At 60.9% G+C, this 13,207-nt stretch carries 10 protein-coding genes; 9 read left to right on the top strand and 1 reads right to left on the bottom strand.

From position 1 onward, the window contains the following. The first annotated feature begins 11 nt into the window (after positions 1–11). From GQF02_RS10975 to GQF02_RS10935, 9 genes are all read left to right on the top strand, one after another. Positions 12–1,850: a DUF1302 domain-containing protein gene (locus GQF02_RS10975; protein WP_160797115.1), complete on the top strand. Its 1,839-nt coding sequence runs from the start codon at positions 12–14 to the stop codon at positions 1,848–1,850. A gap of 36 nt (positions 1,851–1,886) precedes the next feature. After that, the gene (locus GQF02_RS10970; protein ID WP_220789437.1) at positions 1,887–3,257 is read left to right on the top strand and encodes a DUF1329 domain-containing protein; all 1,371 of its coding nucleotides are present in this window, start codon (positions 1,887–1,889) and stop codon (positions 3,255–3,257) included. A 74-nt stretch (positions 3,258–3,331) separates the two neighbouring features. Beyond that, positions 3,332–4,108, top strand: a complete 777-nt coding sequence (locus GQF02_RS10965) for a glucose 1-dehydrogenase (protein WP_160797113.1) — start codon at positions 3,332–3,334, stop codon at positions 4,106–4,108. Positions 4,109–4,241: 133 nt separating this feature from the next. After that, a complete protein-coding gene (locus GQF02_RS10960) occupies positions 4,242–5,027 on the top strand; it encodes an SDR family oxidoreductase (protein ID WP_160797111.1) in 786 nt (261 codons plus the stop codon). 1 nt (position 5,028) lies between these two features. Then, the gene (locus GQF02_RS10955; RefSeq protein ID WP_160797109.1) at positions 5,029–5,487 is read left to right on the top strand and encodes a MaoC family dehydratase; all 459 of its coding nucleotides are present in this window, start codon (positions 5,029–5,031) and stop codon (positions 5,485–5,487) included. Positions 5,488–5,562: 75 nt separating this feature from the next. Further along, positions 5,563–6,768 (top strand): acetyl-CoA C-acyltransferase, encoded by a 1,206-nt coding sequence (locus tag GQF02_RS10950; protein WP_160797107.1) that lies wholly within the window; start codon positions 5,563–5,565, stop codon positions 6,766–6,768. Between the two features lie 180 nt (positions 6,769–6,948). After that, positions 6,949–7,905, top strand: coding sequence for a WD40/YVTN/BNR-like repeat-containing protein (locus tag GQF02_RS10945; protein ID WP_160797105.1), 957 nt, complete (start codon positions 6,949–6,951; stop codon positions 7,903–7,905). Between the two features lie 3 nt (positions 7,906–7,908). Next, positions 7,909–10,320 carry an efflux RND transporter permease subunit gene (locus GQF02_RS10940; protein ID WP_160797103.1) on the top strand — a complete coding sequence of 804 codons (2,412 nt, stop codon included), beginning with the start codon at positions 7,909–7,911 and terminating at the stop codon, positions 10,318–10,320. A 154-nt stretch (positions 10,321–10,474) separates the two neighbouring features. Then, complete coding sequence (locus GQF02_RS10935) at positions 10,475–11,686, top strand: helix-turn-helix transcriptional regulator (protein WP_160797101.1); 1,212 nt, start codon at positions 10,475–10,477, stop codon at positions 11,684–11,686. Between the two features lie 269 nt (positions 11,687–11,955). On the opposite strand, the gene GQF02_RS10930 is transcribed toward GQF02_RS10935, so the two are convergent. Beyond that, positions 11,956–13,113, bottom strand: coding sequence for a hypothetical protein (locus GQF02_RS10930; RefSeq protein WP_160797099.1), 1,158 nt, complete (start codon positions 13,111–13,113; stop codon positions 11,956–11,958). Positions 13,114–13,207: the final 94 nt, after the last annotated feature.

The raw sequence follows: 13,207 nt of genomic DNA, 5'->3' as shown, positions 1-13,207 counted from the left end.
GAGGCAATCGCATGAAACAAAAAAACAGAAGTAAAACGGGATGGATAGCCCTGCCCAGGGTGCTGCCGCTGTCGCTGGCGCTGATTGGCAGCCAGGCGTATGCCGCGGAGGCGATTGAGTTTGAAAATGGCGTCAAGCTCGATTATCAGGCGACCGTATCCTACGGCGTAGGCGTGCGGGTCAAGGATCCATCGGACAAGCTGACTGACGGCCCCAAGGTAGGCTCGACTACAGTAGGTCGCAATCCGCTGGCGATCAATCTGGACGACGGCAACCACAACTTCGGCAAAGGGGATCTGACCTCCAATCGTCTCGGGCTGAATGCCGAGATGAACCTCAGCCGCGGGGATATGGGGCTGATGCTGCGAGGTACTGCGTTCTACGATGATGTCTACCACAAGAGCAATGCCAATAATTCGCCAAAAACTGTCAACAAGTTCGGCGCCAACGACCAGTTCACCGATGGAACCCAGTTCTATTCCGGTGGCCGCGCCAAGTTTCTGGATGCCTATGTCTACAACACCTGGGATGTGGGGGGCGACAAGCGCCTGACCGTCAAACTGGGCAATCAGGTGGTGGCCTGGGGCGAGAGCCTGTTCTACGGCAACGCCTCGGCTGCACAAGTGCCGTTTGATGCGGTGAAGGGCCTGTCGCCCGGCACCGAGGTCAAGGAAATGCTGCTGCCGGTACCGCAAGTGTCCGGCCTGCTTGAGCTGGCACCCAACTTCAGCCTGATGGGCTACTACCAGTTCCAGTGGAAGGGTACCGAACTGCCGCCGGTGGGTTCCTATCTGTCGAACACTGATCTGCTGGGGCCGGGGGCGGAGTTTATCCGTAACGGTTTCGGTGATCCGTTTGGCGGTGTAGCAGTGCCTGACCCGCGTGTGCAGGGCAAGCTGGGTGCCAATTACATCCCGTTTGGCGAAAAGGAAAAGCCAAGCAATGACGGCCAGTTCGGTATCGGCGCGCGCTGGGGCGTAACCGATGCCACCGAGTTGTCGGCTTATTACCTGCAATACCACGACAAGAATCCGAATGTGCGTATCAATTACGGCAAGATGCCGGGTTGTTATTCTAATCCGGATAAATTCGGGGGTGCTAAGGCCGCATGCAGCGCAGCACCGGGCAGTCCGCTGTTTAACGCTTACAACGGAACTTGGCTGCCTAACCCGCAAAGCTACGACGAGATCTATTTCGACAAGATCAAGCTTGTCGGTGCCTCTATTTCGACCCGCCTTGGCGATATGCAGGTTGGTGGCGAGCTGACTTATCGCGATGGCGTGCCGATGCTGGTGAATACCCCGCTGGGGGTGACTGCCGCGCGCGGCAAGGCGACACAGGCGCAGGTATCGTTCATTCAGGTATTGGGTGATAGACCATGGGCTCCGGCAACGACCTTGATGGGCGAATTGGTGTGGACACACGGCATCAGCGTCGACGACGTGTATGGGGCTGCCAACCTGGCCGGCCTAAAGGCGCCCAATAACCTCCCCTTGTACGGCAGTAGCGACCAGTTCGTCTATACGACCAGCAAGAACGGTGAAGTCACCGGCGAACGCGACAAAAATGCCTACGGCCTGACGTTGGGCATGGACCTGTCCTACCCCGGCATTGTTCCGGGCTGGGATCTGAAAGTACCTATCCGTGGTGTGTGGATTCAGGGCATGACGCCGATTTCGACGCTGGCGGATGCCGGCGGCAATTTCCAGTACTCGGTAGGGACCGAGTGGAAGTATCTGGGCAATCTGGAACTGGGGCTGACTTACGTCGGTTTTACCCGTCCGGATCCGGTCTATCGCAAGCTGGGTGACCGCGATTATGTCTCGGCCTACGCCAAGTACACCTTCTGAGCCCCATCACCCGATTGAGGAGTCCTTATTATGAAGATGAAAAAGATAGCAGCAGCACTGCTGGCAGCCTCCGCTCTGTTTGCCGCGCACGGTGCGCAAGCCGCGGCTTCTGCTGCCGAAGTGGCCCGTCTGGGCAAGGATCTGACCTGTGTCGGTGCCGAGAAGGCCGGCAATGCCGACGGTTCGATTCCGGCTTTCTCCGGCAAATGGCTGGGGGCGCAGGCCAATCCGGGCTGGAAGATGAATGCCGGCTCGCACGCCAGCGACGTTTATGCCAATGAAAAGCCGCTGTTCGTGATTACTGCCGCCAATATGGCGCAGTACGCCGACAAGCTGAACGATGGCCAGAAGGCCTTGCTGAAAAAATATCCGAACAGCTACAAGATGCCTGTTTACGCCAGCCACCGCGACTTCCGCTACCCGGACTGGGTGTGCGACACCGCGCTGGACAATGCCAAGTCGGCCAAGGTGGTAGATGGCGGCATGGGGGTGGATGCCACTGCCGGTGCCATTCCGTTCCCGGTGCCCAAGACCGGGCAGGAAGCTTTGTGGAATATGTTGCAGCCGCACCGCCCGTATACGGTGCAGACGGTACGCGATAATGCGACGGTCACCTCGAACGGCATTATCTGGGGGCGCTTGCGCTCGACCGGCCTGACGCCGGGGCATGACCCCAAGGTGCGTGCCAAAACCACATCCGGCATCTACTCCTACTACATTACCGCACCCATGCTGCCCGAGCGCGACAAGGGGGCGATCACCGTATCGCAAGAGCCGTACAACTTCGCGACCACCGCGCGTCTGGCCTGGCGCTATGACCCGGGTACCCGTCGTGTACGCCAGGTGCCGGGCTTCGGTTTTGACCAGCCGGTGGGCGGGGTCGGTGGCGGCATGACCATTGACGAGGATCGCTTCTTCAACGGCTCGCCCGAGCGCTATGACTGGAAGCTGCTGGGCAAGAAGGAAATGTACATTCCGTACAACGCCTATCGTGTTGCCAGTCCCAAGCTCAAGTACAAGGACTTGCTGACTCCTAACCATCCGAACGCCGAACCGATGCGCTACGAGTTGCACCGCGTGTGGGTGGTGGAGGCCAAGCTCAAGCCGGGCATGCGCCATCTGTATCCGCGCCGCGTGATCTATCTGGATGAGGATAGCTGGCATGGTGTGTATGCCGATCAGTACGACGGGCAGAACAAGCTGTGGCGTGCCGGTATTGCGCATCATTACTATTCGCCGGACTTCAGTGGCCAGTTCAACTCGACGACCTTCTATCACGACCTGAACTCGGGTGCTTACGTCGCGTATGGCATGAGCAACGAGCAGCCCAAGTCTGACGTGATCAACGCAGCTGGTCTCAAACCCGAAGATTTTACTCCGGACGCGATCCGCCGCGCCGGCAAGTAAGCCGCACTAACTAGCCGCAACCCGATGCCCAGGCATCGGGTTTTTTGCGCCCATTTTTTATTGAGGACAGTACGATGAGCCGTATTCTAGAACGCTTTTCCCTGCGGGGTGAAGTCGCCATCATTACCGGTGCCGGGCGCGGCATAGGCCGCGCCATTGCGCTGGCGTTTGCCGAAGCCGGCGCCGACGTGGTGTGTGTGGCCAGGAACCAGAGCGAGATCGACGACACCGCCAAGGCCGCGCGCGCGTTTGGCGTACGGGCGCTGGCGCTCAGTTGCGACGTCAACGACGACGCGGCCTTGCAGCGCTTGGTGGAGGATGCGCGCGAAGCGATGGGCAAGCTCACCTTGCTGGTGAACAACGCCGGCGGTGCCGGCCCCAATCATGCGCTCAAGACTACGGCCAAGGCGTTTGACGACGCGATGCACTTCAATGTCACTACCGCGTTTCGCCTCTCGGCGCTGGTGGCACCACATATGCAGGCAGCAGGCCACGGCGTCATCATCAATATCACCTCGGCTGCGGCGCGCTATGCGCAGAAAAATTTCACAGTCTATGGTGCTGCCAAGGCGGCGCTGACCCAGCTTAATCGCCTGCTGGCGCAGGATTTCGCCCCGGCCATCCGGGTCAACGCGATTGCCCCCGGGCCTATCCGCACCGATGCGCTGGAGAAGTTCCTGAACGACAGCGCCCGTCAGAAGATGATAGATGCCACTCCGCTGGCCTGTCTGGGTGAGGCTGAAGATATCGCTGCTGTCGCGTTGTTTCTGGCCAGCCCCGCCAGCCGCTGGATCACCGGCAAGGTGATCGAGGTCGACGGTGGTGCCGAGTCGACGGTGTGGCCGTTCTGACACGTTACGCATCGCAAACCCGCCTGCCATCGCGGCCGGCGGGTTTTTTCATGTGAGCTTATGGTCCGTTTGCACGATGGCGGCGTACTGCAGCAGCGTCACGATAGGGGCAGGTCTCAACAAGGAGTGTGACATGAAAGCTGCCCCCGCTTATCCGGCCGCCTGCGGCCTGCTTAAGGGCAAGTCGGTGCTGGTGACTGCCGCTGCCGGCGCCGGCATCGGCTTTGCCGCCGCACGCCGCGCCGCCGAGGAAGGCTGCCGCGCGCTGATGATTTCCGATGTGCACGAAAAGCGCCTGCAGGACGCGGTCGAGACGCTGAAAAGCGACACCGGCCTTGCCGCCGTTTACGGCATGCTGTGCGACGTCAGCGACGAGACCCAGGTGCAGGCGCTGGTTGCCGCCGCCGAACAGAAACTCGGTGGCGTCGACGTGCTGATCAATAACGCAGGCCTGGGCACCAGTTGCCGCGTGGTCGATATGGAAGACAGTGAGTGGGACAAGGTACTGGCTGTTACCCTGACCGGGACTTTTCGCATGACGCGCGCGATGCTGCGGGCGATGCAGCCCAGAGGCTGCGGCGTGATCATCAATAACGCCTCGGTGCTGGGCTGGCGCGCGCAGAAGGAGCAGGCGCACTACGCAGCGGCCAAGGCCGGCGTAATGGCGCTCACGCGCTGTTCGGCGCTGGAAGCGGCCGAATACGGGGTGCGCATCAATGCGGTGGCGCCGTCGATTGCCATCCATGCCTTCCTGAAAAAATCCGCCTCGGAAGAACTGCTGGCAAGCCTCGCGTCGCAGGAGGCCTTTGGTCGCGGCGCCGAGCCGTGGGAGGTCGCCAATGTGATGATGTTCCTCGCCAGCGACTATTCGACCTATATGACCGGCGAAGTGGTATCGGTCAGCGCGCAAAGGGCGTGACATGGCCAATATCACCATTGATGGCAAAGACGCGCTGCTTTGTGCCGGCGGCACCGACCTGGGCGTCACCGGCTGGACCGAGATCACCCAGACGCGCATCGACCTGTTTGCCGAGGCCACTGGCGACCATCAGTGGATACACGTCGACCCCGAGCGCGCTAAAACCGGGCCATTTGGCAGCACCATCGCGCACGGCTATCTGACGCTGTCGCTGGCCAGCCTGTTTTTGCCGCAGCTGATCGAGATCCGCAACATGAAGCTGGGAGTGAATGTCGGCTGCGACCGCGTGCGCTTTCCGGCGCCGGTGCCGGTGAACTCGCGCCTGCGCGGGCGCGGCGAGGTGCTGAAGGTGGAAGAGGCCGGTGGCGGGGTGCAGGCCACGGTGCGCATCACCATCGAGATCGAAGGCGCGGACAAGCCCGCCTGCGTGGTTGACAAGATCAGCCGTTATTTCTTTTAGAACACGGAATCCGGGATTCGGTAGCCATTTTCGCCTACCCAGCCGTTCCATATTCTTTCTAGCAAGGACAGCCATATGCAAGAAGCCGTTATCGTTTCTACTGCCAGAACCGCGATCGGCAAGGCGTATCGCGGCGCATTCAACGACACCGAAGCGCCGGTGCTCGGTGGTCATGTGATCCGCGCCGCGATCGAGCGCGCCGGTGTCGCGCCTGCTGAAGTCGACGACGTGATCATGGGCTGTGCTGCACAGCAGGGTACGCAGGGCTACACCATCGGTCGCCTGTCCGGCTATGTGGCCGGCCTGCCGGATTCCGTGCCGGGCATGGCGCTGGACCGCATGTGCGCCTCCGGGTTGATTGCGATTGCCAACGCCGCCAAGGACATCATGGTCGGCGAGCGCGAGATCCTGGTTGCCGGCGGCGTCGAGTCGATCTCGCTGGTGCAGAACAAATACAAGAACGCGTACCGCGCCCAGTCGCAGGCGGTGCTCGCCGCCTACCCGAGCGCGTATATCCCGATGATAGAGACCGCCGAACTGGTGGCGGCGCGTTACGGCATCAGCCGTGCGGCGCAGGATGAGTACGCGCTCGAAAGCCAGCAGCGCATCGCTGCTGCTCAGGAAGCCGGGCTGCTTGACGCCGAGATCGTGCCGCTCACGGTAGACAAGCAGCTGTTTGACCGCGACGGCAATCCGACCGACAAGCAGCAGGTGACGCTTGCACGCGACGAGGGTGCGCGCGCGGACACCAGTGCCGAGAGCCTGGCGGCGCTCAAGCCGGTATTCAAGGACGGGCGCTGGGTGAGCGAGGGCCGCTTCATCACTGCCGGCAATGCCTCGCAATTGTCGGATGGCGCATCCGCTTCGGTGCTGATGTCGGCGAATCTTGCGCGCGAGCGCGGCCTGGAGGCGCTGGGCATCTACCGTGGCCTGGCGGTTGCCGGCTGCCGTGCCGACGAGATGGGCATCGGCCCGGTCTACGCCATCCCCAAACTATTGGCGCGCCACAACCTCAAGGTGTCCGATATCGGCTTGTGGGAGATCAATGAGGCCTTCGCCTGTCAGGTGATCCACTGTCGTGACACGCTGGGCATCGCGGATTCGCGCCTCAATGTCAACGGCGGGGCGATTGCCATCGGCCACCCGTTCGGGATGTCGGGTGCGCGCCTGGTCGGCACTGCACTTCTGGAAGCGCGCCGCCGTGGCGAGCGCTTCGTGGTGGTATCCATGTGTATAGGTGGCGGCATGGGGGCGGCGGCGCTGTTCGAGGTCGGCAGCTGAATGATGACGGGTCGCCCCGGGTATATCCAGTAAACAGACGCCACTTTGTGGCGTTTCTCGTATGCCGGAGAGGGGTTACCCTGTTTGGACGATGTTGCTGCACCTTGCTTGGCTAATGATCAGCATACAAAGAGAACAGAGGATACACGCCATGCAGCACAACAATGACGGGAGACAGCCATGCGCACATTAATGGGTCTGGCCGTATCCGCCGTGGTGGCCGCCGCTTCGGTTTATGCCTTTTCGCCACGCCCGATGCCGGAACAGGCGGCGACGATGGTACGCGTCGATCGCATGCGTTTCAATGATATGGCGCAGCTTGGCAGCAGGCTGCTTGCCGTGGGCGAGCGCGGTGCCATTTTCGCCAGCACCGATGGCGGTGCCAGCTGGCAGGCACAGACGCTGGACAAGGCGCAAAGCTCGGCGCTGACCTCGGTGCATTTTCTGGATGACAAGCAGGGTGTCGCCGTTGGTGGCGACAACTGGATACTGAAAACGGATGACGGTGGCCGTCACTGGCGCACCGTGCGCTTTGATGCCAAGGTGTCCGAACCGCTGTTGGGCGTATGGGGGGTCAAGGGCGGGCCGCTGTTTGCCTTTGGCAGCTATGGCCGTTTCCTGGCTTCCACTGATGGAGGCAACAACTGGGCGCCGCAGGACGTCGGTGTAGAGGATTTTCACGTCAATGCGATGGATGGCGCTGCCGACGGGCAACTGATGCTGGTCGGCGAGCAGGGTATGGCGTTCAGATCGAGCGATGGCGGGGTGTCATGGCAGAAGATCGCGTCTTTTTATAATGGCTCGCTATTCGGTGTGGCTCGTATCGATGCCGCCAGCTGGGTCGCCTACGGCATGCGCGGCAATGTCTTTGTAACCCGAGATTTCGGTGCGAATTGGCACAAGCTCGACTTGCCGTTGCCTGTTTCTTTGTTCGGGCATGCCCGGGATGCTTCCGGGCGCTTGTTATTGGTCGGTCAAGGCGGGGTGGTGCTGCAGCTGGCGCCGGATTTGTCCAGCGCCACGTTGGTGAAACGCCACGGCGCGCTGAGCCTGACAGCTATCGCACCGCAGCCTGACAACAGCCTGGTAGTGGCCGGCGAGAACGGCCTGTACCGGATCGCAGCCAAGGGGAACTGAGCCATGAGCCATGAAAGCAAGAATAACCGTCTGCGCCGCATGGTGGATGCCTGCGCCGAACTGCTGTTCCGCCACCGTAATACCTTGCTGCTGCTGTTTGCCGCGATCACGCTGGCACTGGGCTGGGGTGCTTCGCAGGCGCGGCTGGATCCGGGCTTCAACAAGCTGATCCCGTTGTCGCATCCGTATATGCAGACGCTGAGCGACTACAGCAAGGTGTTTTCCGGCGCCAACCGCATCCTGATCAATGTGCGCACCAAGGATGGCTCGGATATCTACAGCAAGCCGTATATGGACGCGCTGAAGAATATCAACGACGAGATCTTCTTTATTCCCGGTGTGGATAGGGCGCGGGTGAAGTCGCTGTATAGTCCGACCGTGCGTTACACCGAAGTGACCGAAGAGGGCTTTCTCAGCGATGTGGTGGTGCCGGCGCGCTTTACTTCCCAGCCAGAAGAGCTGGATGTGGTACGGCGCAATGTGGCACGTTCGGGGGAAATCGGCCGCCTGATCGCCACCGATCAGAAAGGGTCGATGATCGTGGCCGATCTGCAGGACATCAACCCGGAAACCGGTGCCAAGGTTGATTACGCCGATATTGCCGGCAAGCTCGAGCAGATCCGCAGCAAATACGGCAACGACAAGATAGAAATCAACATCATCGGCTTTGCCAAGGTGGTGGGGGATGTGCAGGAAGCGCTGGGGCAGGTGTTTGCCTTCTTCGGTATTGCCTTCGCCATTACCGCCGTGCTGCTGCTGGCTTATAGCCGTTCGCTCAAGCTGACGGTGGTGGCGCTGCTGGTGGCCTTGCTGCCGGTGGTATGGCTGGTGGGCTTGCTGCCAGTGTTCGGCCTGGGGATCGACCCGATGTCGATTCTGGTGCCGTTCCTGATTTTCTCTATCGGTGTGTCGCATGCGGTGCAGATGACCAACGCCTGGAAGCAGGAAGTGGCGGCAGGCAAGGACTCGCGCGAGGCGGCCAAGGCGGCGTTTCGCAAGCTGTTCGTGCCCGGCTCGGTCGCGCTGTTGACCAATGCGCTGGGCTTTATGGTCATCATGCTGATCGACATCCAGATTGTGCGTGAACTGGGCGCGACCGCATGCCTGGGGGTCACGCTGATGATCGTGACCAACAAGCTGCTGCTGCCGCTGGTGTTGTCGCTCCTGAAACTCGAGCCCACGGCCTTGCGCGCTGCCGCCGGTGTCAGAGACGGGCGCCAGGCGCTATGGTGGCGTTTGTCGGGCTATGCCACTGCATGGCCGGGCTTGTTCAGCATTGCGGTGGCGATGCTGCTATTGGGCTGGGGGACGATGGAGTCACGCAAGCTCGAAGTTGGTGATACCGGTTCCGGCGTGGCCGAACTGCGTGCCGATTCGCGCTATAACCGCGACCATAGCCAGATCGTCGGTTCTTACGCCATAGGGATGGATGTCCTGTCGGTGATTGTCGAATCCAGGACCGATAACCCCGAGGGTAGCTGCCTCAAATATCCGCTGATGAATGCGGTCGACCGTTTCAGTCTGCAGATGCAGGGCGTTGCGGGTGTGCAGTCGGTGGTGGCAGTGCCGACGCTGGTCAAGTTCACCATCGCCGGGCAGAACGAAGGCAACCCGCGCTGGGCGGGCATTCCGCAAACCCCGGAAGCGCTGCGCCAGGGTGCGCGCGCCATGGGGCCGGAGACAGGCCTGACAGTTGAGGATTGTGGTGCACAACAGGTGCTGGTCTATCTCAAGGACCATAAGGGGGCGACGCTGGCCAATGCGCTAAGCGAAGCCAAGCGCTTTATCGCCGACAATCAGACCCCGGGGGTGAAGTTCCGCCTGGCCGGCGGCAGTGCCGGCGTGGCGGCAGCCACCAATGAAGCGGTCGAGCATGCCGAAGTGACCATGCTGCTGGCCATCTTCGGTGCGATTTCATTGCTGTGCCTGCTGACCTTCCGCTCCTGGCGTGCTGTGCTGTGCATCATCGTGCCTTTGGCGCTGGTGTCCATCCTGTGCAATGCCTTGATGGCGCAGCTGGGCATTGGCCTCAAGGTGTCGACGCTGCCGGTGATCGCGCTTGGGGTCGGGGTCGGGGTTGATTACGGCATTTATCTGTTCGAGCGCATCGAAACCGAGATGCAGGAGCGCGGGCTGGACTTGCGCGAGGCGGTGTACGAGGCCTTGCGCCAGCGCGGTACGGCGGCGGTGTTTACCGCCTTCACCATGGCGCTGAGCGTCGGTACCTGGGCCTTCTCCTCGCTCAAGTTCCAGGCCGATATGGGCATTCTGCTGGCCTTCATGTTCTTCGTGAACGTGTTTGGTGCCATTACGCTGGCGCCGGCGCTGGCCTACTGGCTGAATCTGGCGCGATGGCAACGCAAGACAGTACCGGCTGCTATTGCCGACGGGGTGCAAAAACATCAGACGGTGTGACCACAATGGGGCAAGCGCGCACTGCGGGTTTTCAGCGGTGCGCGCTTCAGTTTGCTGCGGCGCATGATTTACAGGTTAAGCATACGGAATGTAAATTGCTGCTCAGCAAGATCCAGCACAACTGTATCGAGATCACACCACCACAGGGCACACCATGCAGCCACCTTCGTCAGTCTTATCGCCAGCACCGGACGCCGATTTAGCCAGCAGCGGGCAGTCTAATGCGCTGGATAGCTTCAGCCAGCTGCTGGGTGCGCTCTATGAAACAGCTTACGACAACACCACCTGGTCCAAGGCCGTTGCTTTATTGCGTGACCAGCTGGATGCCAACTTCGTGACGCTGATCATTCGCCCGGATACCTCGGATCAGGCCGGCTCCATGATTACCGCCGGCCAGGTCTTCGAGGCACATTCCGGTTTGCGTTCGCAATACAGCTACCCCAGCCCGTTTGTCGATCTGGTATCGGACAAGGTGTATGCCATAGACGACTTGATGCGCGAGAATGAGTGGCGGCAGTCCTTGTTCTATCACCATTTCTGTGAGCCATATGGCGTGTTTCATGTCATGGGTGCCGACATCCGTACGCTGGATAATGGCGAGTTCAAAATTCGCGTGACGCGCCCGGAAAGTGGTGCGCCCTTTAGCGCAGCTGACAAGGCCGAACTGACCCGTTTGCTGCCGCATATCAAACGCACGCTGAATATCCAGACCCGTATGCTGGCAACTGAGTCTGTGGGGATGCTCTACACCGAGGCGGTGTCGCGCATGATGGTGGCGACCATCATCCTCGATGAAAAAGGCCAGGTTCTGCAAAGCAACCAGATTGCCAGCGAACTGCTGGCAGAAGGAGACGGACTCAAAGTCTATCAGGGCAAGCTGGTCGCATCCTATTCGACCGAGAGCCGCGAACTGCAAAACATGATTACCCAGAACCTGGCGCGCCAGCAAAAGCCGATAGCCGCAGGTGGTACGCCGGCCATGGTCGAAGCCATGTCGCTGTCGCGCCCGTCAGGACGCGTCAATCTCGGGGTGGTGGTCAAGGCGGTGCCCAGCAATGAATGGATAGGTGGAAAGCAGCGCCCGGCGGTGATGGTTTATGTACGAGATGCAGAGAAAAAGAGCGAGGTCCCGTTAAAGGTCACCCAGCAATTATTCGGCCTGACGCCGGCCGAGTCCACGCTGGCGGTGCATCTGGCCAATGGTCTGTCGCTGGAAGAGGCGGCGGAAGAGTTGGGCATCCGCCACAACACCGCGCGTGCGCACCTGCGCTCGATCTTTTCCAAGACTGGCGTGCGCCGCCAGACTGAACTGGTGCGCATCATGCTCAATAGTGTCAGTGCGCTGGGGCAGCATACGCTGGGTTGATTCAACATAAAAAAACGGACAGTACGCGTCAAAGCGTGCTGTCCGTTTTCGTTGCTGCCGGATTTCAGCGGCTATGGTTAGGCGCGAAAATCAAGTTGCAATCCGCCCTGCTCAATCCAGATCAATCAGACGCAAGGTCTTGAAGTAGGTCGAGCAGTACTGGGTTGCAGATGTTTGCCTGCCCTTTGCAGGTGTACTGACTTGAACGTTCTGCCCCTTCCTGTTGATACTACTGGAGTGTTCCCTGTCTTGCTGTGCGGGGTCGCCGCTCAGTCATTCGTGCCGGCCTCGCTCCAGTTTCCCTGCACCCAGCTTTGCAGGTTGCCCCAGCCCTGAGCACCGGTGGCGCTGTCGTGCACGACGATCATGGCGTCGCGAAAACTGTTCAGGCGGCGCACGCTCTCTTCGCTGCGGCAATCGGCAAAATACTCGCCTTCCACCTGCAGCTTGCCGCGCCACTGGCCGACGTAGTGGCCGTCAAAGCCGTGGTACAGCCCCCCGCCCAGATGAAATCCGGTGTCCGAAATGGCGTGTGCCGACAAGGTACGCCGGCTGCCGTCAGCCAGCACTAGCGCAAAGCGCCCTTCGATAAAGCGCCGGTTGACCGGATGAAAGCTCAGGCTGGGCTGGTTGTCGACAACGGCGATGCAGTGCCCGTCCGGGTATTCGAACTGGCCCTGCATCAGCTCGTGGCGCAGGCCGGGTGCGCGGTAGCGCAGCAGGTACTGGTGAAAGGCGTAATGGCTGCCGTCCGGGTTTTGCAGCAGCAGCGGGTTCCAGATTGCCAGCACCTGCATCTGTTCGCTGTCCATGGCCTCGGGTTCGGTGTCGGCCAGCGGTGCGCCGACCCCCGGCCGTATTCCCCACGAGTGGTCGCGCGTCATCACCCAGGCGTCGGGGGTGACCTCATGGTGCACGCCGTCGACCTCGATCCAGCCGCTGGCGGTCCCGCTTTGGTGGTAGCGGATCTGGTCGGCGGTGCGGCGGTAGCCGCTGCGGCTGCGTCTGTCCTCGCGCGCCTCGGTAAAGCACGGTACGGCGCCTTCGAGCAGCAGCTCGAACGCGATCGGCTGTACGGCGTTTTTCTCCAGCGTGACCCGGACTTTCCTGAGCGGCTCGACGATTTCGTAATGTATCGGCCCGACCGATACCGACTCTAGGTCGTCGGCCAGTGCGCGGCTGGCACGCACATTCCATTGCTCAGCCTGGCGCGAGACGCCAGCATAGGCATCGACGACGCCGCGGTTGACGTATTTCCCGAAGCCGAAACCGACCTGCAGCGAGCCATCGCGCGCACCAACCATGCCGCAGACCTTTTCGGCCCAGCCAGGGTCGGTGTGCAGCACCGATGCGTGGGTTTCGACGATCTGGTGGTTGAAGTCTTCGTCGGCGCCGACGAGGGGGCCGATACTGCCGCCTTGCTGCATGGTCTGCTCTTTTCCGTAAGCTTTTGTATAGGGAAACGCTAACCCGCAGGCGCAGGCAGCGGCATGGTCTGCATGGACGATGCTGCTTGTAGAT

The sequence above is a fragment of the Craterilacuibacter sinensis genome (assembly GCF_009831765.1).
GTDB classification, from domain to species: domain Bacteria; phylum Pseudomonadota; class Gammaproteobacteria; order Burkholderiales; family Chromobacteriaceae; genus Craterilacuibacter; species Craterilacuibacter sinensis.
The sequence above is the reverse complement of the archived record's forward strand: the minus strand, read 5'-3'. Positions and strand labels throughout refer to the sequence as shown.

Excerpts from the sequence above, each read along its gene's own strand:
- GQF02_RS10975 (WP_160797115.1), top strand. The coding sequence starts at position 12 with ATGAAACAAAAAAACAGAAGTAAAACGGGATGGATAGCCCTGCCCAGG.
- GQF02_RS10970 (WP_220789437.1), top strand. The coding sequence starts at position 1,887 with ATGAAAAAGATAGCAGCAGCACTGCTGGCAGCCTCCGCTCTGTTTGCC.
- GQF02_RS10965 (WP_160797113.1), top strand. The coding sequence starts at position 3,332 with ATGAGCCGTATTCTAGAACGCTTTTCCCTGCGGGGTGAAGTCGCCATC.
- GQF02_RS10960 (WP_160797111.1), top strand. The coding sequence starts at position 4,242 with ATGAAAGCTGCCCCCGCTTATCCGGCCGCCTGCGGCCTGCTTAAGGGC.
- GQF02_RS10955 (WP_160797109.1), top strand. The coding sequence starts at position 5,029 with ATGGCCAATATCACCATTGATGGCAAAGACGCGCTGCTTTGTGCCGGC.
- GQF02_RS10950 (WP_160797107.1), top strand. The coding sequence starts at position 5,563 with ATGCAAGAAGCCGTTATCGTTTCTACTGCCAGAACCGCGATCGGCAAG.
- GQF02_RS10945 (WP_160797105.1), top strand. The coding sequence starts at position 6,949 with ATGCGCACATTAATGGGTCTGGCCGTATCCGCCGTGGTGGCCGCCGCT.
- GQF02_RS10940 (WP_160797103.1), top strand. The coding sequence starts at position 7,909 with ATGAGCCATGAAAGCAAGAATAACCGTCTGCGCCGCATGGTGGATGCC.
- GQF02_RS10935 (WP_160797101.1), top strand. The coding sequence starts at position 10,475 with ATGCAGCCACCTTCGTCAGTCTTATCGCCAGCACCGGACGCCGATTTA.
- GQF02_RS10930 (WP_160797099.1), bottom strand. The coding sequence starts at position 13,113 with ATGCAGCAAGGCGGCAGTATCGGCCCCCTCGTCGGCGCCGACGAAGAC.